At 56.5% G+C, this 26288-nt stretch carries 23 protein-coding genes; 17 read left to right on the forward strand and 6 right to left on the reverse strand.

The window, feature by feature from the left end:
* Window positions 1–602 precede the first annotated feature (602 nt).
* The 5 genes from QPK32_RS08565 to QPK32_RS08580 all read right to left on the reverse strand — a co-directional run bounded on the left by QPK32_RS08565 (window position 603) and on the right by QPK32_RS08580 (window position 4353).
* Window positions 603–1241, reverse strand: a complete 639-nt coding sequence (locus QPK32_RS08565) for a hypothetical protein (RefSeq protein WP_290412371.1) — start codon at window positions 1239–1241, stop codon at window positions 603–605.
* A 114-nt stretch (window positions 1242–1355) separates the two neighbouring features.
* Window positions 1356–1643 carry an antitoxin Xre/MbcA/ParS toxin-binding domain-containing protein gene (locus QPK32_RS26650; protein ID WP_374046713.1) on the reverse strand — a complete coding sequence of 96 codons (288 nt, stop codon included), beginning with the start codon at window positions 1641–1643 and terminating at the stop codon, window positions 1356–1358.
* 467 nt (window positions 1644–2110) lie between these two features.
* Entirely contained in the window at window positions 2111–2956 is an 846-nt protein-coding gene (locus tag QPK32_RS08570; protein ID WP_290412372.1) for a CAP domain-containing protein, read from the reverse strand.
* Window positions 2957–3284: 328 nt separating this feature from the next.
* Window positions 3285–3614, reverse strand: coding sequence for a hypothetical protein (locus QPK32_RS08575; protein ID WP_290412373.1), 330 nt, complete (start codon window positions 3612–3614; stop codon window positions 3285–3287).
* 220 nt (window positions 3615–3834) lie between these two features.
* Entirely contained in the window at window positions 3835–4353 is a 519-nt protein-coding gene (locus QPK32_RS08580; RefSeq protein ID WP_290412374.1) for a hypothetical protein, read from the reverse strand.
* Between the two features lie 108 nt (window positions 4354–4461).
* Here QPK32_RS08580 and QPK32_RS08585 point away from each other — a divergent pair, with 108 nt between their 5' ends.
* The 17 genes from QPK32_RS08585 to QPK32_RS08665 all read left to right on the forward strand — a co-directional run bounded on the left by QPK32_RS08585 (window position 4462) and on the right by QPK32_RS08665 (window position 24246).
* Window positions 4462–4794: a helix-turn-helix domain-containing protein gene (locus QPK32_RS08585; RefSeq protein WP_290412375.1), complete on the forward strand. Its 333-nt coding sequence runs from the start codon at window positions 4462–4464 to the stop codon at window positions 4792–4794.
* A gap of 580 nt (window positions 4795–5374) precedes the next feature.
* The gene (locus QPK32_RS08590) at window positions 5375–5971 is read left to right on the forward strand and encodes an abortive infection family protein (RefSeq protein ID WP_290412376.1); all 597 of its coding nucleotides are present in this window, start codon (window positions 5375–5377) and stop codon (window positions 5969–5971) included.
* Between the two features lie 188 nt (window positions 5972–6159).
* Window positions 6160–8952, forward strand: coding sequence for a UvrD-helicase domain-containing protein (locus QPK32_RS08595; RefSeq protein ID WP_290412377.1), 2793 nt, complete (start codon window positions 6160–6162; stop codon window positions 8950–8952).
* An 84-nt stretch (window positions 8953–9036) separates the two neighbouring features.
* Complete coding sequence (locus tag QPK32_RS08600) at window positions 9037–9159, forward strand: hypothetical protein (protein WP_290412378.1); 123 nt, start codon at window positions 9037–9039, stop codon at window positions 9157–9159.
* Window positions 9160–9919: 760 nt separating this feature from the next.
* The gene (locus QPK32_RS08605) at window positions 9920–10282 is read left to right on the forward strand and encodes a hypothetical protein (RefSeq protein ID WP_290412379.1); all 363 of its coding nucleotides are present in this window, start codon (window positions 9920–9922) and stop codon (window positions 10280–10282) included.
* 113 nt (window positions 10283–10395) lie between these two features.
* Window positions 10396–11703 carry a TolC family protein gene (locus QPK32_RS08610; protein WP_290412380.1) on the forward strand — a complete coding sequence of 436 codons (1308 nt, stop codon included), beginning with the start codon at window positions 10396–10398 and terminating at the stop codon, window positions 11701–11703.
* Window positions 11700–12926, forward strand: a complete 1227-nt coding sequence (locus tag QPK32_RS08615) for an efflux RND transporter periplasmic adaptor subunit (RefSeq protein WP_290412381.1) — start codon at window positions 11700–11702, stop codon at window positions 12924–12926. Before QPK32_RS08610 ends, QPK32_RS08615 begins: the two co-directional genes overlap by 4 nt.
* An 11-nt stretch (window positions 12927–12937) precedes the next feature.
* Window positions 12938–16108 carry a CusA/CzcA family heavy metal efflux RND transporter gene (locus tag QPK32_RS08620; protein WP_290412382.1) on the forward strand — a complete coding sequence of 1057 codons (3171 nt, stop codon included), beginning with the start codon at window positions 12938–12940 and terminating at the stop codon, window positions 16106–16108.
* Window positions 16109–16318: 210 nt separating this feature from the next.
* Entirely contained in the window at window positions 16319–16762 is a 444-nt protein-coding gene (locus tag QPK32_RS08625; RefSeq protein WP_290412383.1) for a DUF6328 family protein, read from the forward strand.
* Window positions 16763–16794: 32 nt separating this feature from the next.
* Window positions 16795–17241, forward strand: a complete 447-nt coding sequence (gene flgB / locus QPK32_RS08630; protein WP_290412384.1) for a flagellar basal body rod protein FlgB — start codon at window positions 16795–16797, stop codon at window positions 17239–17241.
* Between the two features lie 10 nt (window positions 17242–17251).
* Window positions 17252–17596: a hypothetical protein gene (locus QPK32_RS08635; protein WP_290412385.1), complete on the forward strand. Its 345-nt coding sequence runs from the start codon at window positions 17252–17254 to the stop codon at window positions 17594–17596.
* A 79-nt stretch (window positions 17597–17675) separates the two neighbouring features.
* The gene (locus tag QPK32_RS08640) at window positions 17676–20258 is read left to right on the forward strand and encodes a heavy metal translocating P-type ATPase (protein ID WP_290412386.1); all 2583 of its coding nucleotides are present in this window, start codon (window positions 17676–17678) and stop codon (window positions 20256–20258) included.
* A complete protein-coding gene (locus QPK32_RS08645) occupies window positions 20255–20974 on the forward strand; it encodes a ZIP family metal transporter (protein ID WP_290412387.1) in 720 nt (239 codons plus the stop codon). Before QPK32_RS08640 ends, QPK32_RS08645 begins: the two co-directional genes overlap by 4 nt.
* Window positions 20975–21287: 313 nt before the next feature.
* Window positions 21288–22328, forward strand: coding sequence for a bifunctional UDP-4-keto-pentose/UDP-xylose synthase (locus QPK32_RS08650; RefSeq protein ID WP_290412388.1), 1041 nt, complete (start codon window positions 21288–21290; stop codon window positions 22326–22328).
* Window positions 22329–22414: 86 nt separating this feature from the next.
* Window positions 22415–23257, forward strand: a complete 843-nt coding sequence (gene kdsA, locus QPK32_RS08655) for a 3-deoxy-8-phosphooctulonate synthase (protein ID WP_290412389.1) — start codon at window positions 22415–22417, stop codon at window positions 23255–23257.
* A gap of 54 nt (window positions 23258–23311) precedes the next feature.
* The gene (locus tag QPK32_RS08660) at window positions 23312–23917 is read left to right on the forward strand and encodes an SIS domain-containing protein (RefSeq protein ID WP_290412390.1); all 606 of its coding nucleotides are present in this window, start codon (window positions 23312–23314) and stop codon (window positions 23915–23917) included.
* Window positions 23918–24000: 83 nt separating this feature from the next.
* Entirely contained in the window at window positions 24001–24246 is a 246-nt protein-coding gene (locus QPK32_RS08665) for a hypothetical protein (protein WP_290412391.1), read from the forward strand.
* A gap of 140 nt (window positions 24247–24386) precedes the next feature.
* Here the strand turns inward: QPK32_RS08665 and QPK32_RS08670 are convergent, their stop codons facing one another.
* Window positions 24387–26288, reverse strand: a complete 1902-nt coding sequence (locus QPK32_RS08670) for a UvrD-helicase domain-containing protein (RefSeq protein ID WP_290412392.1) — start codon at window positions 26286–26288, stop codon at window positions 24387–24389.

Raw genomic sequence — 26288 nt, forward strand, 5'->3', positions numbered from 1 at the left:
TTTAGGTCATCGTCTAAATGAGTCTCCTGCCGTTGACATGGAGTATGATTTCGTAAAACGTGGAAAGTACTTTAGGGTCGCTTTTGGCATACTTCGGGCCGGCGTGCAAAAGTCTTTCGCAGTCCACGGTTCCGACTACGTCAGAACATTCAAGGTAAGTTACTCCTGCGCTTAAATCGTGCATGGACGCGTTCGGCTAGTCCACTGGATGTCGACGTCAGGATTTGAAGTGGTTGCTGGGCATGCTGAATGTTGGCGGTACTAATTCATCCTTCTAAGAACCATGAGCCGATCGTGTCGGCGCAGCAAGAAGTTACGTAACTCCACACGCAGTCGGCATCTTCAAGCCTTTTGCTCAGAGCCTATTCTTCGACTCAGGGGGCGACTCCGAGTATCCCTAAACGCGCTTCCCTACGGCTCTGCAGTTCGGTTGTTACCGGGTGGTTCACTAGCTCGGCGCTTTAGAGCAGAGCGGTGTCGGCCAGTTTGCCTTCATTTAAAGCCGTCTCGCCGGCTGAGCATTGTAGTTCTACATGAACTGGATGAGTTTGCTAAGCCCTGTTGAATAACTGAGCTTGCCAGGCTTCAACGTAGATAGTAAGTCATGCCACATACGTCCCTTTTTGATTACGTGCGGCTTTGATAACGTCATAGGGCAGGTCCAATGCATCCTTCGGAGCCAAGGACAGCACCTTACTATCTACTACCTTGGCGATCCAGCCGTTAGGAAAGTGGAACCAAGTTGCAAGTGCCCAGGTATCCGCACATTCGCCATACGCCTTCAAAATTTGGCGGATCACTGGTAACGGTTGAAATATTGTGTCGAATTGGTAACGAGGATAATATTTTTTCCCAGCATAGGAGACACTGAAGATCCGTCCGCGGCGCTGCCAATCGCTCGCTGGAAGTGACTTTTTTGCAGGGGGTCTGATCTGTAGCTTATTGATATCTTCTGCTGTCAGCCAGTCGCCTTCCGCGAACACTCTTTTAAATGTGGCCATCTGAGCGATACGCTCTTCCAACAAGATGCCGCCTGGACGAATTTGAGAGCCGGCTAACCGCGCCAAGGTATCGGCAGATTCGCAGAGATCTTGGAAAGCAGTATTTCCAGTAAGTATCTGGACTGCTTTTGTCAAACTCTCTTCAAGTGATTCTGCGATGCCGATTGGAAGGTTTCGCGAAATTTTGACTGTTAAGGTCAGCACCTTCATATCCTTGTGTGCCTCCAACGGTGCGCTCATCGATTCTTCCTTAGGTATCAAGTTGTTAGGCTGCCGCACTCGAATAACTAGTTAAACTGTTAAATTTATATTTGGAGAAAATCCGGAGTCCAAAACTATCATTTGAATTGTCTCCTACATATAAACACAGTATTCTAACTTTATAAGATGGTCCCGTAGGGCTGCAATGTTGTCGGTGTTAAGTAAATCTATCGGCCGCGCCCCATTCAGTGCAGTTGCCGGCGTATTAAGCCAATCCCGTGCTATTGAGAGATCGTTCCCAAACACACGCGTTACGTTTAACTTGATTGCTTTCCAAAATTTGGTGGTATTAAACACCTTCTTGCCTCTGATTAATTTGCGTGGGAAGCATCGGTGTGACGCACCCCAGTAAATATCCTTTTTACGTGATCTCATTCTCATGATTAGATCCAGAACGCGTGGCAACTTTGCGTGAAAATCGGGAGACTATAATCCTTTTGCAGATAACGACGGAGCCGGCCATTCTAGGACCCTTGCTATACGTTCGATCACCCATCTCGCCTCGGCCACGCTCGTTAAATTTGCTCGAATTAACCGAGCAAAATATTGCTCTAGTATCGCGGACTCACTCATATGCGCACGCTTACCATCTTTGGACTCAAGCGACTTAACCGCTAATTGCTGCGAAATTTCTTCACATATTTGCCACCGCTCATATAGTTCCGGAGGTGTACACCCTGGTAAGTAAAACCTGCCGTGGTAGTTCGTTACTATAAACTTCGGCTGATTTCCGGGAACTATGCCTGTAGAAACGGGGCGAGGAAAATCTGAAGGCACGTTCAGATAGTCGAGCTCATCATCTTCATTCATATGCGCACTCACATAACGTCTGTGTGCCTTTTCGGCTGTTATGAACAGCCCATTGCGTCCTTGGTGTCGGTCGTGAAGGTCCAGGTCTTGTCGATCGCCAGACCATTTGCGGTGCCGGTCGCCTTGCCGGTGGCGGTGCCGACGAAGTGAACAGTGTACTTCGTGCCCGGCGTGAACGGTGCCTTGCCGACAATGAAGGCGACGTTGGCGTTCAGGTACAGCTTATTCTGATCGTTGCTGTCGTGGGTCATCAGGCGAACGTCCAGCGGGGTGCTCTGTCCTTCTGCTGTCACGGTGAACGAGGTCACTTTCAGGATCGTGCTGGCTTCGGTGGCGATGTTGATCGGGTAGCTGGTCTTGGCGCAGACGTTCGCCTGCGTCATGTCGAATTCCTGGTAGAACGGATTCGGCGACTCGGTGTGGTGCGTCATCGGCACGCCGGTCTGCTTGTCGTACGGGTACACGGCCACGTAGTCACCAGCGTTCTTCTGCTGCTTGATGTAGCCCGCATCGATGTAGGTCGGACCGCTGTCGTTGCCCGGTGCGATGCCGGCGTCCGTCAGGCCTTGGACCATCATGGCGTTGCGGTGGTACACGGTGCTCAGCAGGGTTTGCACGGACGTCATCTGGATACCCTCGAAGGCGATGACTTCGGTGGTGTAGATGCTGGCGTAACCGGCCGCGTTCACGCGATCGCCCGGCTCGGCGCCGGTGAAGCCCGGATTGCCCGCGATTTCGTGGTGCGCGTCGCCGCCGCTCTGGTTGGTCTGGACGTAGGCAGCGTGGTTCTTGGCCGCGATGTCGATGTTGGCGTTCTGGCGGACCGGGCCGAGGCCTTCGATGGCGCGGAAGGCGTTGAATTCGTTGAAGGCGACCGCTTGCACGCTGCCAGCCGGGTACGCTGCTGGCGAAGCGGTTTGCAGCTCAGCTGCCTGCACGGTGCTGACCGGGGGCACGGGGGTTGTCGGGGTCAAATCGTTCGGAGCGGTTGCGACTGGGGTGCTCGTGGTCGGTGCCGAGCTGCCACCGCCGCCGCACCCGGTCAATGCAGCCGCAACAGCACTTACGGCCAATAATCCGAACCTGCGACGTAACTCATAATTTTTATTCATTTGTCAATCAATCTAAGCCGGGAAATGTTCAGTTGTATTAAACGCACGCTCTAGTAGCCGTATAGAAGGGAGCTATCGTCGATCAGTAGATACTTTTTATTTAAGATCGTGGCGCGAAAACGTTTTCACAACGGTGGCAATAAAAACTGCGATTCCATTGCTCCTTCGCTTGCGGATACTCCAGCCTATTGTATTTTTCGTTGTTTTTTGCGCTGTTACGATAATGCTTGAGACAGTGAAAAAATATACAGGTGGCGGCAATTAACGCTGAAATGACACCTATAGTCGAATTAAAAATTAAGCCACCTAAAAATCCGATGATTGTCCCTCCGATCCATGCAAATACGCCCCCAAAAAACAAACCATAAAATATCCAACTCTCGGTACGCTTGGTCGGCATCGCTAATTTTTTAGCCAGTTCCGTTTCCATGGTCGTGTATGTCGAACCTTTCGTACCAGCGACCGCTAAGTTCCCGTCCACCATGCCCACAGTCGTCGCGCTGGACGTTGAGTGACCGTGGCTGGTGCCACCACTAACGATCGCTGATATTTTCTGCGTGTTAGAACTTCCGCACTTGTTACAGTTGTATTCCACTGCTCCTCCCCTCATTTTATATTTTCAACCACAAGTTTTGATGGTTTTTGTGACGTCATATGTCGGCCCGAGTCTCCGTCCACAAACTCGAAACTCTTACAATGTCACTCTGCCTTAAATCATTAAATCCCCCAACTTCGATCGAGCCATTTGCACAGGAAAATATATACGCCGACTCGCCGTTGATCGCGTATCCTTCGGATATTTCAACAATGCGCTTCAGTTGGTAATCTGAGTCAACCTGCCGCCTTGTTTGAACATAAATTCTGAATTTTCGTATCTTTTCTGCAGCAAGAAATTCGATAACATTGTCGAGCGTATCGAAAATGAAACGTTGCCACATGCTTTCGTCATCGATTGGAGCGACATCAAGATGAAAGAGATGAGTATTTAGAGGTATCTCGACGAAGGGATAGCTGCGCAGGCCAGGCTGACCGGATAGCGCGCTAAGTACTTCCATCCCTTCGATATCTTCTGATTTTTTATAAGCGTAAAACACGTCGGTCCTTGAGCGAATTTGAGAGGCGAGTCTATCGGCTGAGCCGGCGTCGAGTGTACGGAATCCGTGCGGCACGACGTCTCCTTCGTGTCCGGCGCGCCGCATATTGCAAACTATACACGACAAGTATTTGTCATGTATAGTAGGTCGTCAGAAGTCGGGCTGACGTGCATTATCGTGCGCATGACGACAACGCCTGCAAAAGCGACAGAGGCAAGAAATCTAGTGAGCTTAGCCGTCGGCGACAGGCTGAAGGAGTCTCGAATTCGTGCAAATGTAAGTCAGCTCACGCTGGCTGCAGAGGCACACATAGCCCGACAGTTCATATCAGAAATTGAACGTGGAGTTGCCAATCCATCAATTGGTGTTTTGGCAAACATATGTCACGTCCTAGGTATGACGCTGGCTGAGTTTTTCAGTGAACTCGACATATCTCTGCCGCCAAACGAGGATGAGCCGCGCAGGGCGAACGTAGCGCAGCCGAAAGTGAAGCCACCAGGAAGTCGTCTGCGCTAGCAGTTCGAGCGCAATCTTTTGGATGTAGCTCTGAAAGACTCTCGACAATGCCTTGCATAGGTTGGTGTGGCGGACGAGATGTTATCGACAAGCTAGCGGCTGGAAGCAGGCTACCCATGGTAGGCAGGAAATCCCTTTAACGTTCAGTGGTAACTTAGGACAGCCTGTCCAAGCTCATATGAGCGTCAGATCACTGCACTTTGGCAACCTGCTAGAAGGACCCCGACACGGCTGTTGCGTGACCAAGGACGTTGACAATATGCTGAATTAGATCGGCGCGCTTGTTTTCACTCTTCTTCCGTTGTGGCATAACATTGGCTCATGCACATATCTCCCTTCACTCTCGAGCGTGTTGCCAAAATGGTCAGTGGTGATACGAAACCTTGGCCGTATCGCTCAGGTCCGGTCTTGATTCGGTTCTTCAACAACTTCGGGTTCTCAGAAGAATACGGGCATGGCTTCCCGACACGCTTCATATATACGGAGAACAAGCTAAAGGAGCTCAACGGCACGCCCGCCATCGCCAACGTATTTACTAGTCTGCTCGATCAGCGCAACTGGCTCAAACGAGCGCACTGGTATGGTGGAGCATCAGGACCACGACGCATGTCTTGAAATGCTCAATGGACTGCTGAGCTTCGACAACTTGAAAGCTTTAAAGCAGGGTAGTAGCTATCGGCTCGTCCAGAAAAGTAACTTGGTTACAGTCGACGCGCCTGTACAGGTGGATGCTGAAAACGGGATTGAAGAGCAGATCGAGAAGTGCAGACAGAAAATTCAGGGGGAAGACTACGAAGGCGCGATCACCAACGCACGTTCCCTTGTAGAGACGCTTCTGACAAGCATTGAAAAGGAACTGGACCCGAAAGCATCAGATCCAGACGGCGACCTTGTGAAGACCTACAACCGGGTTCGCACGCTATTGAACCTTGACCCCAGCCGCAAGGACATCTCCGACGCACTAAAACAGGTTCTCACTGGCTTGAGTTCTATCATCCACGGCTTAGCCACCATGAGAAACAAGATGTCGGACGCACACGCCACTTCTTACAAGCCAGCACGGCACCATGCCAAACTAGCCGTCAACGCAGCTAAGACGGTGTGCGACTTCCTGTTTGAGACGATGGCCTATCAGCGGAAGAAGGGGACTTTAAAAGTACCGCGGCCGCAGGAATGATTCCCAACCTGGTCAGACTCATCAGCGCAAGCAATCTATCCAAAAATCACTTTGATCAAAGTAGATACGTGGATCTAATGTGTCGGATTTCCCCCAACTTTCATGACTTCTGCCTATCCGCGTTCATGAATAAATCGTAAGATACCGGGTTGCCCTACGGCACTAATCTTACTGGTTAAGGACACGAATTGAAACGCAGTTGGGCTTCTACGCCACTTGGGGAACTCTTCACGAAGAGCCGACCATGGACACTCACCCTTGATGGTGAATCGGTAACGTTTGAACTTGATGGAAAGTCTCACGTTTCAAGCATCGGTAGCGCCGTCAGCCTGGTCATCGAGAAGGGGCGGTTCTGGTCTTCCGTCTCATACAAACCTGATGGCATCGCTCCCATTTTTGTTGATGGCATTCCTAACGGTCAAGCAGCCGACATGTCGGTACATATCCGTAATGCTCGGATTGAGTTCTATGCGGACGAAGTGCGGCGCAAGGAAATTTTCAAGCAGGTTGATGAGTTCCTAGCGACGGTGGTTCGCTGGTCCAAATTCGTTGGCTCGTCAGTTGCACGGCACAAGCAGCAGCACAGATGGCTCTCGCGTGACACCTTAGGCGACTGGAGCACTGCACGTCCTAGTCTGCCACTCAATTTCAGCCTCGCACACGTTCTTCAAGAACCACGCGTTAAGCAGTACTACGATGGCAAGGGAACTGAGGAGCACGCTGCTGTAAAGCTATGGAACACCGACCTGAACCAGCTTGTAGTGCAGCTCAACGAACACCACCTTCAAACCGAACTGAGCGAGTGCGCTGAATTCCTAGATCAAGTCGAAAAATCTAAACTGACGCCTGACCAAGCCTTGGCTGTCCTATGCTTTGAAAATCGTGTTCTGACGATTGCTTCCGCAGGTTCTGGCAAGACTTCCACGATGGTAGCGAAAGCCGGTTACGCTGTTCACCGCGGCCATGTGCAGCCAGAGCGCATTCTTTTGCTTGCGTTCAACACCGAAGCAGCGAAGGAACTGCAGGAGCGCATCGTTGAAAGACTCGGCAAGTTCAATATTCCCGCTGACAAAATTCGTGCACAGACCTTCCATGCGTTCGGGTTGTCGGTCATTGGAACTGCGGCAGGTAAAAAGCCACGGCTTGCTCCCTGGTTAGATCAGGGCAAGGACCTTGAGCATATGTCTGAACTCATCGATTCGCTCAAAGATAATGACCCCCATTTTCGCACGTCATGGGACTTGTTCAGGGTCGTGTTCAGCCGAGATTTACCGAAGTTCGGCAGCGAAGAAGAAGCCCCCGAGGATTACGACCGCGATACCAAGAAGTCTGGTTTCCGCACGCTCGATGGCAGGGTAGTAAAGAGCCACGGTGAGCGCTTAATCGCAGACTGGCTGTACTACAATGGCGTCAATTTTTCATATGAACCACGCTACGTCGTTGACACGGCTGATGCAACGCACGGAGCCTATCAACCGGACTTTTTCTACTGCGACGTAAATCTCTACCACGAGCATTTCGCACTGAACGAGAAGGGGGAGGCGCCACCTGAATTCAAGGGCTACGCTGAAGGTGTGAAGTGGAAGCGCGAACTACACGCGAAGCACAAAACCCAGCTCGTTGAGACGACATCGGCAGACCTTCGTTCAGGTAAAGCTTTCCGCATTCTTGAAGATGCATTGACTCGGCGCGGCATCATTCTAGACCCGAACCCTGACCGCCCTGTTGTAGGTCGGAAGGTGATCGAGCATCACGAGCTGGTGAAGGTGTTCCGCACCTTCCTGACGCACGTGAAAGGCAATCTGTTGAGTGATGCAGACCTGCGCGTACGATTAAGAGCTACTCATGTTGGCGCGTTCATCTACCGCCATGAGATGTTCCTAGATCTGTTTAAAAAAATCAGAGCAGCATGGGAGGCGTCGCTAACGCAGGGGGACTGCATTGACTTTGACGACATGCTCAACATCGCGGCTGACCACATTGAAGGTGGGCGATACGATTCACCTTATGACCTGGTGATGGTTGATGAGTTCCAAGATGCTTCAAAAGCAAGGGCGCGTCTTGCCAGTGCGCTGGTGAAAAAGCCGCACAAATTCTTGTTCGCCGTAGGTGACGACTGGCAGGGCATCAATCGATTTGCTGGAGCTGACATCTCAGTCATGACCGACTTTGACCGCTGGTTCGGCAAAGGCAAGACTGTTCGACTTGAACGCACGTTCCGATGTCCGCAATCGCTCTGCGACATCTCCAGCAGGTTCGTGCAGAAGAACCCTGTTCAGATCCCGAAAAAGGTCACTTCCACCAACGCCGAGTTTCCTCCTGCCGTCAGAGGTTTGCAGGTTAAAGACGACAAAAAAATTCTCCCCGCAATTGACAAGTTTCTTGGTGAACTCTGCATATCCATAGCTACAGGTGACGTGCCAATTAATTCAAAGGGCAAGGTGTCTGTCTTCCTGCTCGGACGCTATCGCAAGGAAGCTGAATTTCTGCCCTACGAACTGGTCCAGAAGTATAAGCACTACCTTGATCTCACGTTCAAGACGGTGCATTCGTCTAAAGGGCTTGAAGCCGATTACATCATCCTTCCGCGCATGGTCCGTGGTGCATATTCCTTCCCCAGCACGATACAGGATGACCCGGTTTTACAGCTCGCTATGCCATCTGGCGATACGTTCCCATTCGCCGAGGAACGCCGCTTGTTTTACGTGGCACTGACACGAGCGCGTAGGCAGGTTGTCATGGTCACAGTAGAAGGACGGCTCTCGCCCTTCGTAACTGAGCTGGTCCTGGACAGTAACGTTAAACTCGCAGACGTCGATGGTAACCCCGCCGAGGACAACATATGTCCGAAGTGCCAAGTCGGTTCACTGATCAAAAAGCCCGGACAGTACGGCCCTTACTTCGACTGTAACAACTTCCCGGCTTGTAAGTATCGGATAAGCCAGAAGAAGAGGCTGATCGAACAAAGCCAGAAAAGGTAGTGGCAGGCAGCGGCTAATCGAGATCCAATGAGGCTTCTTAGCCGCGCGCCTCGCCGGCCAGCTTAATCACCGTTTTTTCCACCCATGGCAAAACCGGCACAAATCCTCACCATCCACGTCAGTATGAACGATGTTGCGCCTTCCCTGTGGCGCCGCATCCGCGTCGATGCCGACATCACGCTGCGCAACCTGCACCACATCCTCTAGGCGTCATTCGGCTGGACCTCGTCGCACCTGCATTAATTTGACATCAAGACGATAAGCGTTCTTGCCGTGCGCCGAGCGCTAAAATCCAGAACTAGGCTAATGCTAAGGGAGCGCAGCCGCGCAACGGGCGTGCGTACAAGTCGCCTTAATGAGCACGGAGAGAATGCCGACCGTGCGTTGATACCCGTAAAGATTTGGCAGATCTGGGCACCTTCAATTTGGACGACGCGCCAACAACCTTGCGCGCGCCAACGCTTTGCTCTCGTCGACTTAGGGTCTCTTCGTCTATCACAGCTACATATGTAGAACGATAATATAAATATATTAGTTGTTCTATGCTACATTGAGTAAGGCGACGGCCTGTGCTGGATTGTTCGGTCTTGGCATGACGACTTTTCTCACACTTCCCTCATCGCTCATACCTACGGCAACGTAGGATGCACGGTGCCGCCGGTGAACTTGAAGAACGAGAACGGCTGGCTCGCCGCCTCGACCGCCGCCAGCGCGCGAACAACCATTGACCGCCTCGTAACGCTCCCGTGCATCGCTCGGCAGCAGCACTGCGATCTTGTCCCATAGATGCAGTAGTATTGCGCCGCTTTCGAAGATCGACAGGTCGCCATTGGTCAGGCACGATACATGGCAAAAGGCTGGTTCGCAAAGTGCGCGGCATTGCGCTCGCCGAACGGGCGTCGATGCCAGGTTGACTCACACCAAACCACTGCCTCGAAAGTTAGATCTGCGCTATACTGGCCACACTATGGCCCGCCGTTTCGTTCTCATCTTGCTAGCAGTGATGACCTTCCAGTTTACTTGGAACGTCGTCAGCGCGTATTGCATGCACGAGGCGGGCCGAGCATCAAACCACTTTGGGCACCATCAGCACAACAGCAGTGCCGACGAGTTGTCGCTGGCTGCCAAGGACAAGTCTCCGTCGAGCAAGAAGCTCACTGCACACGACGCTCACTGCGCGTACGTGCACATTGCGCTCGCCGCTCCCGATCTTGCCGATTCTTGCCCTCTGATGGACAACACTAGCGACGCCGTCGTCACGGCGCTCGTTTCTCCCGACTCCGTCGTTCCCTCTCGTCCTTATCGTCCCAAGTGGACCGGCCGCGCCTGATCCTGCGGCTGACCTTTTTTGCGACCTTTCATCTGAAACGCATTGCCGCGCACCGTTGACGGTGTGTGGGGGCTGCCGCCGGCTATTTCCCCTTAATAGTCTTCGGAGTCATCATGCAATCCAAGCACATTGTGCTGGGAGCGACGGTCCTGCTGCTGCAGGCCGCGTTTCCGGCTGCCCATGCTATCGGGCAGCAAAGTAGTTCTACGCCTGTTGTAGCGGCGCCCCAGGCGGGCGTCCCGGCTTCACCGCTCACGCTGGAGCAAGCGATTCAACTGGCACTGTCCGCCAACCCGGCATTGCGGTCCGCTACACGTTCGATCGGCATTGCCGAGGGTGCGGTACAACAAGCGGGCGCCCGTCCGAACCCGGAGCTGTCTTTTCTCTCGGAGGGGACGGATCGCAACACGCGTACCGAAACGACCCAGATCAACCAGGTGATCGAACTGGGCGGCAAGCGCGGTGCACGCATTGCTGTGGCCGAACAGGAGCGCAACGTCGCCATCGACGACGTGAATGCCAGACGCGCGGAGTTGCGCGCCGATGTAATTACCGCCTATATGGAAGCGCTGACAGCGCAGGAGCGGCTCGCACTGGCCCAGGCCTCTCTTGAACTGGCCCATAAATCGACCGATGTCACCAGCCGGCGCGTCACCGCGGGCAAGATCTCGCCGGTCGAGCAGACACGTTCGAGCGTCGCAGAGGCTGCCGTGCGGCTGGAGCTGGCCCAGGCCGAGGCCGACCTGGCCTTGGCCAAGCGCCGGCTGACCGCGCTGTGGGCCAGCCCACGTCCACTCGATCAGTCCCTGCAGGTTCCCGACACCTTCGGCCGCTTGCCTGCTTGGCCCGAGCTGGCGGAACGGCTGGCAAGCTCGCCGCAATTGCGCCGCGCGCAGTCGGCGGTAGCCGGACGGGACGCTCAGGTCAAGCTCGAGCGGGCGCAGCGCATTCCGGACGTGACGGTCACGCTCGGCTCCCAGCGCGAGCGCGAGCTTGGCCGTACCCAGGGTGTGGTTGGCCTGTCGTTGCCGCTGCCGCTGTTCAATCGTAACCAAGGCAACATCCTCTCCGCGCTGCGCCGCGCCGACCAGGCACGGGACGACCTCGAGGCCGAGCAGCTTCGTCTCACGCAGGTGCTTGCCGATGCCTACCAGCGCGCCGAGGTGGCGTCGACGCAAACGGTCACCCTCCGCGACCAGGTGCTGCCAGCTGCCCAAAGCGCCTACGACGCCGCGGTCACCGGTTTCGAGATGGGGAAATTCGCGTTCACCGACGTGCTCGACGCCCAGCGTACGCTGTTTCAAACCAAGACCCAGTACCTCCGCGCGCTCTCCGACCGCTACCGCTCGATCGCAGATATCGAACGTTACGTCCCGATTACAGGCACCGGCGTGAATTCCACTGAAAGAACATCCAAATGAAGTACATCAATCAAAACAAATCGACCAAGTCCGTGCTGGCGATCGTTGCCGTCGGCGTGATCCTCGGCGCTGCCATCCTGTTCTGGAAGAAGGATCCCGGTGAAGCTGCTGACACCGAAAGCAAGAAGGAAGTGCCTCAGGCGGCAGCTGGTAAAGCCGCACCTAAAGAAGGCGGCGAGCACCATGCGGGCGAGGAGGGACTCGTTCGACTGACGGCTCAGCAAATCCAGCAGGCGGGGATCAAGCTGGCGACCGCCGCTCCGGAAACGATCGAAGCGTCCGTCCAATTGCCTGGGGAAGTCCGCTTCGACCAGGACCGAACTGCGCACATCGTCCCGCGCGTCCCAGGGATCGCGGATTCGGTGCAAGCGGAGCTGGGCCAGACGGTGAAGAAGGGGCAGGTACTGGCCGTGATCTCCAGTCCTGAGCTGGCCGAATTGCGCAGCACGCTGAACGCGGCAACGACGCGTCTGGACCTGGCGCGCACCACCTACCAGCGTGAAAAGAAGCTGTGGGAAGACAAGATCTCGGCCCAGCAGGATTACCTGCAGGCGCAGCAGGCCTATGAGGAAGCACGTATCGCCGCGAACAATGCGCAATCCAAGCTGAGCGCACTCGGCGTTGGATCCGGCAAGGGGGCATTGAACCGCTATGAATTGCGTGCGCCGTTCGATGGCGTCATCGTCGAAAAGCACATCAGCCTGGGCGAGGCGCTCAAGGAAGACGCCAATGTGTTCCTGCTGTCGGATCTTTCGCATGTATGGGTCGACGTCGTCGTCACGCCGAAGGACTTGAATGTGGTGCGGGTCGGCGAAACCGCGACGGTCAAGGCGGCCGCAGCCGACCTTAGTGCAACTGGCAAGGTGACCTACGTCGGTGCGCTGGTCGGAGAGCAGACCCGTTCTGCAACCGCCCGTATCGAACTGGTCAACCCATCACTGGCCTGGCGCCCGGGCCTGTTCGTCAACGTGTCGCTGGTGCAGAGCACCAAGCGCGCGGCCGTCACCGTGCAAAGCGATGCGTTGCAGACCGTCGAGGACAAGCCGGTCGTGTTTGTCCAGACATTGGAAGGCTTCAAGGCCCAGCCGGTCGTGGTTGGCGCGACTGACAAGGAGCACGCCGAAATCCTGCAAGGCCTGTCTGCCGGCACTGCCTATGCCGCAACTGGCAGCTTCGTCCTAAAGGCGGAGCAGGGCAAAGGCAGCGCCGAGCACGAGGATTGAGGAGCACAACCATGTTTGAACGTATCATCCGCTCCGCCATCGAGCATCGATGGATCGTCATGTTGGCCGTGTTTGCCATGGCTGCCATCGGCGTCTACAACTACCAGCGCCTCCCGATCGACGCGGTCCCGGACATTACCAACGTCCAGGTCCAGATCAACACGTCGGCCCAGGGCTACTCGCCGCTTGAGGTCGAGCAGCGCGTCACCTATCCGATCGAAACCGTCATGGCCGGCCTGCCTGGCCTCGAACAGACCCGTTCGCTGTCGCGTTATGGCCTGTCGCAGGTGACCGTCATCTTCAAGGACGGCACCGATGTCTTTTTCGCCCGCCAGCTGGTCAACCAGCGCATCCAGGAAGCGAAAGAGGGCTTGCCGGAAGGCGTGACGCCGAACATGGGGCCGATTTCGACCGGCCTGGGCGAGATCTACTTGTGGACGGTCGAGAGTACGCCGGGTGCGAAGAAGCCTGACGGCACGCCCTATACGCCGACGGACCTGCGCGAAATCCAGGACTGGATCATCAAGCCCCAGTTGCGCCAGGTTCCCGGCGTCACCGAAATCAACTCGATCGGCGGCTTCTCGAAGGAGTATCACGTCACGCCGGATCCGGCCAAACTGAGTTCGTATGGACTGACGATGACCAAGGTGGTCGACGCGATCGAGCAAAACAACGGCAATGTCGGCGCCGGCTACGTCGAGCGCCGCGGCGAACAGTTCCTGGTCCGGGCGCCGGGCCAAGTCCGGACCCTGGACGACATCCGCAACACCATCGTCAGCAATGTGCGGGGCGTACCGATCCGTGTGCGCGATGTCGCCACCGTCGGCCTGGGGCGCGAGCTGCGCACCGGCGCGGCAACGGCCAACGGCAAGGAAGTGGTGCTGGGCACGGTCTTCATGCTGATCGGCGAGAACAGCCGCGTGGTCGCACAGGCCGCCGCGGACAAAATGGCGGAGATCAACAAGACGCTGCCGCCGGGCGTCAAGGCGGTCCCTGTCTACGACCGCACCGTCCTGGTCGACAAAGCCATCGCCACCGTGAAGAAGAACCTGATGGAAGGTGCGATTCTCGTCATCGTGATTCTGTTCCTGTTCCTTGGGAACATCCGCGCGGCGATCATCACGGCGCTGGTCATTCCGCTGTCGATGCTGTTCACATTCTCGGGCATGGTGACCTACAAGATCAGTGCCAACCTGATGAGTCTCGGCGCGCTCGACTTCGGCATCATCATCGACGGCGCGGTCGTCATCGTCGAGAACTGCGTGCGGCGTCTGGCGCACGCACAAGAGCATCACAAGCGTGAGCTGACCTTGAACGAACGCTTTCACGAAGTGTTCGCGGCTGCCCGCGAGGCACGCCGTCCGCTGCTGTTCGGCCAGCTGATCATCATGGTCGTCTACCTGCCGATCTTCGCGCTGGCCGGCGTCGAGGGCAAGATGTTCCACCCGATGGCCTTCGCCGTGGTCCTGGCACTGGTCGGCGCGATGATCCTGTCTATGACCTTCGTGCCGGCCGCGGTCGCGCTGTTCATAGGCAAGCGCGTCGCGGAGAAGGAAAACCGCCTGATGAGCAAGGCCAAGGACTGGTATGCACCGGTGCTGGACAAGGTGCTGCGTAATGGCCCTGTCGTGCTGGCATCCAGTGTCGTGCTGGTGGTCCTGTCCGGCCTCCTCGCTGCACGCCTCGGCAGCGAATTCATCCCGAACCTGAACGAAGGCGACCTGGCGATCCAGGCCTTGCGTATTCCGGCCACCAGCCTGTCGGAGTCGCTGGCCATGCAGGAGAAGCTCGAGACTGGCCTGAAGGCGAAATTCCCGGAGATCGACCGCGTGTTCGCGCGCACAGGCACGGCCGAGATCGCGTCCGATCCGATGCCGCAGAATATCTCCGACGGCTACATCATGCTCAAGCCCGAATCGCAATGGCCGGAGCCGAAGAAGACCCATGCTGGGCTGGTCGAAGCAATCCAGAAGGAGTCCGAGAAATATGTGGGCAATGCCTTCGAGTTCTCGCAGCCCATCCAGCTGCGTTTCAACGAGCTGATCTCGGGTGTGCGTAGCGACGTTGCCGTCAAGGTCTTCGGCGATGACATGGACGTGCTGGCGAAGACTGGACAGCAAATCGCCGAAGTGCTGCAAAAGATCCCTGGCGCGGCCGAGGTCAAGGTCGAGCAGACCGGAGGTTTGCCGATGCTGTCGGTGAACATCGACCGCGAGAAGACTGCCCGATATGGCTTGAACATCGCCGATGTGCAGGCAGCCCTCGCTACCGCAACCGGTGGGCGCCAGGCCGGCATCATGTTCGAGGGAGACCGCCGTTTCGACATCCTCGTGCGGCTGCCCGAAGAGCTGCGCAGCGACATCGATGCATTGCGCCGTTTGCCGATCGCGCTGCCGGCCGGGGAGAGCGGCACAGCTTCCTACGTTCCACTGGGCGAAGTCGCTGAACTGGTGTTCGCACCTGGCCCCAACCAGGTCAGCCGCGAGAACGGAAAGCGCCGCATCGTCGTCAGCGCCAATGTGCGCGGCCGCGACGTCGGCAGCTTCGTGCCCGAGGCGCAGGCGGCGATCGCCAAATCGGTCAAGATCCCAGCCGGCTACTGGACCAGCTGGGGCGGCACCTTCGAGCAGCTGCAGTCGGCGACCCAGCGTCTGAAAGTGGTCGTGCCGCTCGCACTGTTCCTCGTGCTCACCCTCCTGTTCGTCATGTTCGGCAACCTGAAGGATGGGCTGTTGGTGTTCACCGGCATTCCGTTCGCGCTAACCGGTGGCATCGTCGCGCTGACGCTGCGCGGCATCCCAATGTCGATCACGGCGGCGGTCGGCTTCATCGCCCTGTCTGGTGTGGCAGTACTGAACGGTCTGGTGATGATTTCCTTCATCCGTTCTCTGCGTGAGGAAGGTATGCCACTCGACGACGCGATCGTTCAGGGGGCGCTGACCCGCCTGCGCCCGGTTTTGATGACGGCCCTGGTCGCCTCGCTCGGCTTCGTGCCGATGGCACTGGCCACCGGTACCGGTGCAGAGGTACAGCGGCCACTCGCGACCGTCGTCATCGGCGGCATCCTTTCCTCAACCGCGCTGACTTTGCTGGTGCTGCCCCTGCTGTACCGGATCATGCATCGGAAAGACGACGAAGAGGTCGAGGTGCAAGCCGGTAAGGACGCCGTGGCGGCGCATTAGTGCGTGCAGCGCTTGGGCGGAGCTGGGTGGCGTTCAGCCGGCCGGGCTCCGCCGGGTTCGCTAGCGGTACAGGGAAATTCCGGACGGCTGCCATGACGACACCTGTTGAGGTTGAGGAGTTCGTGCACGATGACTAGTCAATGTAGCGAGACCACTCATGCTGAAGAAGCGTGTCCAAGGGCCGCGATCAGCGGACACGACGAAACGGACATGACCGAAATGCTCAATGAGCTGCGCATTCTGCTTCCTGGCGCCCAGCTTTTGAATGGCTTTCTTATCGCACTCCCTTTTACGTCGGGATTTCGTCAGATCGTCCAGTTGGAAAAGTGGATATTCATGGCGACTTTCTTGTGCTCGCTGTCGAGTTTGATCCTGTTCACCGCGCCAGCCGTACAGCATCGTTTGCTGCGCCCGCTTGAGGATCGCGTGCATTTCAAGGATGTCGCAAGCAAGCAGATGCTGGCCGGCGCGTTTTTCCTTTCCCTGTCCCTGACTCTGTGTACGAGTTTGGTGATTGCGGAAGTTATTGGTCACCCGGCCGGCCTGGGAGTGGGCGCGTTGTTTGCCTCAATGATCCTGGTGCTGTGGTGGCTGTATCCGTGGCTCTTGAAAAGGCAGCGACCGATTCAAGAAACTTCGTCGTCGAAACAGTAAGTGCTGTTTGACGATACTTGAAAGGAGGAGAGATGGACGGCATCAAGAACGGTGTGTGCGCCCCTTCCACGGGTGCCAAATCGGATAAGGATGATTTCTGGAAGCGGGCGCTCCAGGTGTCGGAGCGACGTTTAAGCGTCCTCGCTTCGAATATCGCCAACGCCGATACCCCCAACTATAAAGCGCGTGACATCGACTTTCGAGCGGCGATGCAGCAAGCGCTGCTCGAAGCCGCACCTGTCACCGATGCGGCCGACAAAGCGCGCTGCGGTGTCGGCGTCAGCAACAGTGAAAGCCAGCCCAATATTTTTCCGAGGTATCGCATTCCTGTCCAGAGTTCGGTAGACGGAAACACGGTCGACATGGACACGGAACGAGGTGCATTCGCCGAGCAGGCTGTCAAGCATCAGTTCCTGCTGCAGAAGGTCGCTGACGAATACAAGGAAATGGATTCGATGCTCAAAAACTTAGTAGGCTGAGATCAGTGAAATGAGAACCAGCTTGATTATTTCAGGGATGATCATTTTGCATGGTCTGGCAGGCTGCGCGACCTATCGCCCTGACGATTTGGGAGCGCAAGTCGGCTATGTTCAGAAAATATATCTACCAAATGAGACTCCCATCGATCACCCGGAATGCTTGGTGTCGCTCACGGATGAGCAGCGCTCATCGGGACGGTATGTCGAAGTTCAGTTCAAGCACCTCCGCAGTAAAAGGTACGTCAACGTTTTTGTTGGCGATGGAATTGAGCTGAAGATGCGCGACCGAGTTCTGGTGGGTTCTCCGTATTGCGCTGGCACTCACAAGCCCGAATTTATCGCGAAGCAGAACTGAATAGCTCATTAGTGCGATCCAGCACCGACCATGTGCGATCGCATTTTCATACTGGCCGTTTCGAGAGAAAGGTAAGCAAATGGAAGAGTTGAACCGAGTACGGCTGGAATTGCCGTTAGTGCTGCCGGAAGTCGACGATCCAAGGGATCCATGTATCGGCCGGCTCATTGGCCTACTGCAGGGGCGCCCTGGCGTCGAGCGGGTCCATGTGAAGACATCCAAAGGGGAAGCTCCCTTGCTCTGCCTGCACTATGATCCCGCGGTCATCACGGTGGGAAGAGTGCGTGAACTGGTGAGCGCCGTTGGTGCGCAACTCACTGAGAAGGTTGCGCACTATCTTGGCTGTACGCCGAGTCCGCTGCACGCCCGCGAAGCGCGATTGTTCGCCGAGCGCTTGCGCCAGGTTCCTGGCGTGATGGAAGCAGAAGTGTCGCCATCGGGCAGAATCCGGGTGGAGTATGAACGCGGAAGTGTGTCACAGACGCAGCTGGAAGATCTTGTCGGGCGTGTCGGGAAAGAGGCGGTTCCTGTCGAGGCTGCGAAAGCTGCGTCCGGACCGGATCGGGGACACCCGGAACACGATCATGCCGATCACGACGAACACGAACATAAGCATGGGAAGGAAGACGCCCATGCGGGTCATGAACACGGGCACGGCGGTATCTTCGGCGAACATACCGAACTAATCTTCGCTTTGGCGGCTGGTGCCTTTGTACTCGCCGGTTGGCTGGTCGAACGCAGCAGCGCTACTTCCGGCTGGGTGCCGACGGCGTTGTTCGTCGGCGCCTATCTGTGCGGAGGGTTTTTTACGGCCAAGGAAGCCATCGAAAATATCCTTGCACGCCGTTTCGAAATCGACACGTTGATGCTGGTAGCGGCCGTCGGCGCGGCGGCGCTGGGCAAATGGGCGGAAGGCGGTCTGCTGCTTTTCCTGTTCAGTCTCGGCCACTCGCTGGAGCACTTTGCAATGGGGCGGGCGCGACGCGCGATCGAAGCACTGGCCAAGCTTGCTCCGGAAACTGCACTGCTAAAGAAGGGAGATACGACGGAAGAGGTTCCAGTCCAAAACTTGCAGCCTGGCGATATCGTATTGGTGAAACCGAATGAGCGTCTGCCAGCCGATGGCGTCGTGGTCAAGGGCACCTCGAGTGTGAATCAAGCCCCCGTCACTGGAGAGAGTGTGCCGGTCGACAAGTCACCTGTGGAAGACGGGAAGGCCGCGATCGCGGCTTTCGATCGCGTGAAGGCCAATAACCGGGTCTTCGCCGGCACCATCAACGGCGCCGGCGCAATGGACGTCATGGTGGCGCGCCTCGCGTCCCAGTCGACCATGGCGCGTGTCGTGCAGATGGTGGCCGAAGCAGAAGCCCAACGTTCACCCACACAGCAATTCACCGACAAATTCGAACGCATTTTCGTCCCCGTGATCCTGGGACTGGTCGCCCTCCTGATGCTCGCCTTTCTCGTCATCGACGAGAGCTTTTCAGACAGCTTCTATCGGGCCATGGCAGTGCTGGTCGCGGCGAGTCCGTGTGCCCTGGCGATTTCGGTGCCGAGTGCCGTGCTATCGGGCGTGGCGCGCGCCGGCCGCAGCGGGGTTCTGGTGAAAGGCGGCGGTCCACTGGAGAATCTGGGAAGCCTCAATTCGATTGCTTTTGACAAGACGGGAACCCTGACCGAAGGCCGACCGAAACTGACCGATGTGCTGCCCGCTCCCGGTGTGGGCGAGTCGGAGTTGCTGGCAGTGGTGGTCGCAGTCGAATCGCACAGTGACCATCCGCTGGCATCGGCCCTCGTCGAAGGAGGGCGTGCACGTCTTTCCGCGGATGCGGGCTCAGTGCGCGCAGAGGATGTTCGCGGTTTGACCGGCCGTGGCGTGCAGGCTTCAGTCGATGGCGAAACGACCTATATCGCCAAACCTGTCCTCTTCGATGAACTGGACGGCATGCGGCTGCCAGTTGAACTTTCCCAGGCAAACGACAAGTTGGTCCAATCGGGACGTACCACAATGGTCGTGCGCAAAGGGTCACGCTTCCTGGGCGTGATCGGTGTGATGGACACGCCCCGTCCGGCGGCGCCGGCTGTCATGAAGCAGTTGCGGGAGCTCGGCATCGAGCGTCTGGTCATGCTGTCGGGCGACAATCAACAGGTCGCGGATGCCGTTGCGCGCACCGTCGGCCTGACCGAAGCGAAAGGCGATCTGATGCCCGAGCAAAAGGTCGAGACGGTGAAGTCTTTGCGTGAGCGTCACGGCAAGGTCGCGATGGTGGGCGATGGTGTCAATGACGCGCCGGCCATGGCGAATGCCACCGTTGGCATCGCGATGGGGGCAGCCGGCTCGGACGTCGCGCTTGAAGCGGCGGATGTCGCGCTGATGAGCGACGACCTCAGCCAGCTCCCGTTTGCTGTAGGGCTTTCGCGAAGCACGCGCCGCGTCATCAAGCAAAACCTTTGGGTCAGCCTGGGCGTCGTCGCTGTACTGATCCCGGCTACCATTTTCGGCCTGAACATCGGGACTGCGGTCCTGTTCCACGAAGGTTCGACCCTGCTTGTCGTCATCAATGCCCTGCGCTTGCTCGCCTATTCGGGAACGGCAGGTTCAGATCAGAGCCTTGCGTCATCCAAGAATCAGGGAGCGGACGCGGCGGAGGTATCGTCATGAGCGCGGCCCTAACGAAAGTCTTGGGCTACGCTGCCATGCCTGCGATTGCGGTGGTGGCAGGTGCTTTGATTACGCTCGTTCGTCAACCTGGGGCTGGACTGCGCAGCGCGGTCCAGCATTTTGCAGCCGGCACGGTGTTCAGCGTACTTGCGGTCGAGTTGCTGCCTGATCTTGTGCACCGGCGCCTGCCATGGCCGACGTTCATCGGCTTCACATTCGGTGTCGCCTTCATGCTCGCCCTGAAATGGTTTGGCGATCGACAGGAGAATGCTTCGGGAGGCCGCGATACACGTGGCTTGCTTACGGCAATGGGGGTCGACGTCGTCCTTGACGGTGCATTGATCGGCCTGTCGTTCGCTGCAGGAGAAAAGCAGGGCCTTCTGCTGACCGTCGGTCTTGTCCTCGAACTGTTTTTCCTTGGTGTGTCATGCGCAACCTCGTTGCGCAGTGTTGGGCAGACTGCGCTGAGAATCGGCGGCACCGCGGCAATGCTTGGTATCGCATTGCTCGCCGGCGCCGGGGCGGGAGTAGGGGTATTGAACGCCGTAACCCCCGTCTTCATCGACGCTCTCCTGGCATTTGGCGTCGCTGCGCTACTTTACCTGGTGACCGAAGAGCTACTGGTAGAGGCGCATGAAGACGTCGAAACGCCTGTCCAAACCGCCATGTTTTTTGCTGGTTTTATCCTGCTGTTCATGATCGACATGCTTGTGTAGCGCACCGGCTTATATGTCTTCTTAAGCTTTGGGGAAATCGCCATGCGTAAAGAACCCGTCGCTCCCACTGAGGATTTGCTAATTTCCTATTTGGGCTCTGTCATCTGCATATTTTTGCTATTGGCAGTTTTTAAAATAATAGAAATCTGGAAGCGACGGAAAAATCCTAATTCGAATAGATTGAAACAACCCAACGTGCAAAAAGAGAAAAAATCAATCAAGCGTCGACAAAAAGTAAAGCGTTAGTGGACGCGAGAAGTTTAGACACTACCTGTACCAACCATATTCAGCCTTTCGTTAAGTAGTAGAAATTATGAAAAAAGTCCTCATCCTCGGCGTCAACGGTTTTATCGGGCACCACCTTTCCAAGCGTATCCTCGATAAGACCGACTGGGAAGTCTATGGCATGGACATGAGCACCGAGCGCATCAGCGATCTGCTGGGCCATCCCCGGATGCATTTCTTCGAAGGCGACATCACGATCAACAAGGAATGGGTCGAGTACCACGTCAAGAAATGCGACGTGATTCTGCCGCTGGTCGCTATTGCGACGCCCTCGACCTACGTGCAGCAGCCTTTGAAGGTCTTCGAACTGGACTTCGAAGCCAACCTGCCGATCGTCCGCTCGGCCGCCAAATATAAAAAGCACCTGGTGTTCCCGTCGACCTCGGAAGTGTATGGCATGTGCCACGACGGCGAATTCGATCCGGAGAACTCGGAACTGGTCTACGGCCCGATCAACAAGCCGCGCTGGATCTACGCCTGCTCCAAGCAGCTGATGGATCGCGTGATCTGGGGCTACGGCATGGAAGGCCTGAACTTCACCCTGTTCCGCCCCTTCAACTGGGTCGGCGCCGGCCTGGATTCGATCCACACGCCGAAGGAAGGCAGCTCGCGCGTGCTGACCCAGTTCTTCGGCCACATCGTGCGCGGCGAAACCATCTCGCTGGTCGACGGCGGCATGCAAAAGCGCGCCTTCACCTACATCGACGACGGCATCGATGCCCTCATGAAGATCATCGAGAACAAGGACGGCAAGGCGTCGGGCCAGATCTACAACATCGGCAACCCGGCCAACAACTACTCGATCCGCGACCTCGCCGACATGATGCTAAAGCTCGCCGCCGAGTACCCGGAATACGCAGCCGGCGCGCAGAAGGTGAACATCGTCGAGACCACCTCCGGCGCCTACTACGGTGCCGGCTACCAGGATGTACAAAACCGCGTTCCAAAGATCGAAAACACGATGCGGGATCTCGGCTGGGCACCCGCGACCACGATGGCGGACGCCCTGCGCGGCATCTTCGACGCCTACCGCGGTCAGGTGGCCGTCGCCCAAGCCCTGATGGAATAAGGGTTTTGTACTGCGCGAAGGTGTTTCACCGTCAGCGCTATCATGAACAGTCAAGCCACCAAGCGTTTCGCACACGCTCCCATACGATGACCAGGATTACTGAACAAATCAATGTCGAGAATGAATCTCCGCTGGTGATTTTTGGCGGCATCAATGTACTTGAATCGCTTGATCTGGCGCTTCGGACTTGCGACGAATTCCTTCGCGTCACACAGAAGCTCGGCATGCCTTATGTGTTCAAAGCCAGTTTCGACAAAGCAAACCGTTCGTCGATTCATTCGTTTCGCGGCCCCGGTCTCGACGAAGGCATGCGTATGCTCGAGAGAGTCAAATCAACGTTTGGAGTTCCAGTTTTAACAGACGTCCACGAGCCCTGGCAGGCTGATATCGTCGCGAAAACGGTAGACGTATTGCAACTGCCGGCGTTTTTGGCGAGGCAGACCGACATGGTGGTCGCGTTGGCTAAGACTGGGCGCGTCGTCAATATCAAGAAGCCGCAATTCTTGAGTCCAACGCAGGTTGCCTTCGTCGTTGAAAAGTTCAGGGAGGCAGGCAACGACCAGCTCATCCTGTGCGATCGTGGTACGTGCTTTGGATACGATAATCTGGTCGTCGATATGCTCGGGTTTGGCGTGATGAAGAAGGCCTGTCCCGGTACACCTGTCATATTTGACGTCACCCATTCGCTGCAACAGCGAGATCCGACAAGTGCGACGTCCGGCGGGCGTCGAGCACAGATACTTGAGCTGGCTCGTGCGGGTGTCGCCGTTGGTCTTGGCGGAGTCTTTCTTGAAGTTCACCCCGATCCCAGCTCGGCAAAGTGCGATGGCCCGAGTGCGCTTCCAACCAGCGTGCTTCCGGCGTTTCTTTCGCAGCTGAAAATACTAGATGACCTCGTAAAAACGCTACAACCGATCGAGATTAGTTAGGCCTGCAGAGTTTACCAATTGGGTAATCACGATTGATTTCATGAGTGCAAAAATATGATCGAACATGTCAAGAATAGCTTGGCGGACGCGCAGTCAGCGCTTAACCGGTTCCTACAGGATGAGCGCAGTCTTCAAGACATCGTAGCTGCTGCCGATCTGCTTACATACGCATTCCGCACCTCGGGCAAAGCTTTTTCGTGCGGTAATGGCGGGTCGATGTGCGACGCGATGCATTTTGCTGAGGAGTTCACGGGGAGGTTCCGCAACAACCGCCAAGGAGTCGCGGCGATTGCCATCAGCGACCCAACGCACATCACCTGTGTCGCCAATGACTATGGCTATGACCAGGTTTTCTCGCGATACATCCAAGCGCATGGCCGTCCCGGTGACGTTTTACTTGCAATTAGTACAAGTGGGAAAAGTCGGTCTATTCTCGTTGCCGCCGAAGCGGCGCGCGAGCTGGGTCTGCGAGTGATCGGTTTGACCGGCTCCCCCGAGTCACCGTTGCAGGCCCTGTGCGATGTTTGCATCTGCAGCCCTGGCGGCGCGTATGCCGACCGCGTGCAGGAAATGCATATCAAGATCATCCACATTCTGCTTGAGTTGGTAGAACGTGATCTCTTTCCAGAAAATTACATGTCTGAGAAGGGCGGCCTTTAGTTCAAGTAAGCGGATTCGCAACGTCGAAACCGATCCGATCTATCGTTTATTGCATATACGAATTGCGAGTTTGGAGGCAAGACATGGCAACAAAAAAACGCGTGAAAATTCCTGCGCGCTCGCCTGACGATTCCCAGCGTCCTGAAAGCGAAACGAATGTTGAGACAACACGCACCATGAACGTCGATACTGAAGCGGAGCGTATCGACAGTGATGCATCTCCTGAAATTGGTAGTGTCGAAGGGCGGGGACAATCGTCTTACCGTGTTGATATCGAACATGGTGGTGAGACCGATGCAGGCGATGTCGAGCGTGGAGGAGGGGTCTAATAGCACGTACCAATGCTGTAATGCTGCGTTGATCGATTGATTGGCAGGCATTGGCTGATTTAAGCGCTGGGAAACTACCGTCTGGTGCTGGCTACTGCTCGAAGCTTCGCAGGTCGCTTTCGTGCAGTCTGGGATAGTCTCTAAGTGATCACGGTCGTCTGCACACCTGCTGCCTTCAGTAACGCATACAGCGGCGCGATCGTACTCCGTGCACCTCGTTGCGGCGTATAGGTGAAGATGACCCGTTGCTTCGCGCGCGTAAAAGCCACGAAAAATCCGGCGGTGGCCTCCGCAGTGTCTTGCGGGTAGCTCCACCAGGCAGAATCGTCCAGGCCGATGAATATGACCGTGTGATATTCCAGCCCTTTGCTCTTGTGTAGCGTCATCAGTGAAAGCGCATTGACGCCTTCATAGGTATCAAGCGCCGCAGCCCAGTTGTGCGCCTGGCTGGCACTCGCATACAGATGAAGCGAGATGCTGTGATGGACGTCCAGAAGCCACTCTCCCTGCTGGTATGTCGCATATGCCGCCTTAAGCATGTCGCGTCCCAGGAACGTGATCACCATTTGCACTGCCACGCGCATTTCGGCTTCGGTGGCGGGTGGCTGCGGATACTGGTTGCGGAACTGGTGCGCAAACGTGTCGATGTCCCGCGCCAGAGCACGACGAGCCCGGTCGTCCGTCGGCGCGACACCGCGCAGCTCGGCCAGCGCGTGCTGCAGCAGGGTCCACGAAGTCCCTCCCTGGACGCCGCATGCAATACGTAAAACAAGTAGAACCAATTCCGACAGTGGCTCTGTGAGCAACTCTTGCAGCATCTGGGCGCCGACATACGCCGCTTCGTTGCGTAGCTGGATACCCTCCGCTGCGAAGGCAGGCGCGAGTATTCGCACATAATCCTCGGCCTTCTGCCGGACCAGCAGCACAAAATCACCAGGCCCCAGGCCTTGATGACGCATCTGCGTCGCGACATACTGTGCGAGCCGTGCGGCCTCGACGTTGACGCTGGCGAAGTCCCAGATGGCGCAGCAGGTATCCGCAATACTGCTCGGCGCTTTTGACTCCGGTTGCGCGACAGCCGAGTCAAGCGCCTGTGCCAGCACATGCTGGATGTGGACGAGTTGCGGCGACGAGCGATAATTGCTGAGTAATGGTATCCGTCGTGCGCCGAAGGTTGCCTCGAAAGTGTCGAACGGATCGTCCATGGCGTGCGCGAAGCGCATGATCTGCTGCTTGTTGTCACCCACTGCCGTTATTACGGTCCGGGTTCCAAAAAAGATGGTTCGGACAAGATCGAACTGGGCCTGTGTCGTATCCTGGAACTCATCCAGAAACACGTGGGAATAGGTGAGCGCGAGAGCGTTGCGCACCGATGTGTTGACACGGACCAGCATTTCCGCCAGCCGGCTGAGCATTGCAAAGCTAAGGTAGCTACGCTCATCGCTTCGTAACTGATTGCTCCAAAACCGTGCGCCAGCCCATTGTCCAGCGGACTCGGGCTTCCAACCTGCAGTAGGTAGTGGCTCTCCAAGAACATGTTGGCGTTCGAAGTCGTCTACCGAAAGCGTTTGCACCTCAAACCTTCCAAATGGATTGTCTGTCGCAATCGCCGCACGCCGGAGGAAGTCAGCCCAAAACGCCTTTTTTGGGAATAGGATGCCGTAGTCGGGCGTGGGCCGCCACTGTGCTGGCAAAGCCTGTCCGAATCGGTCGACAAGCCCTTTCGCGAACGCATCAAAGGTCATCGAATCGAACCTGCTGGCATGGTCGCGATGGCAGCGCTGGCGAACGCGGCGCGCTAAGTTGCGCGCAGCATCCCGCTTGAAGCTGATCGCCAGGATACGTTGCGGCGCTATGCACGCTCCGGTTTGCAGCAGGAATGCAGCGCGCTGCGCGAGCAACTCAGTCTTGCCCGCTCCCGGGCCCGCAAGTACCGAACGATGTTCGGTGGAAGTCACGACCGTAGTGGCATTCGGCTCTAGCTCGGTCACGCCGATAGGCTGCCAGTGCGTAGACCTAACGCGTCGTGGTGGCAACGTCAT

This window comes from Massilia sp. YIM B02763, from assembly GCF_030412015.1.
Taxonomy (GTDB): domain Bacteria; phylum Pseudomonadota; class Gammaproteobacteria; order Burkholderiales; family Burkholderiaceae_D; genus Telluria.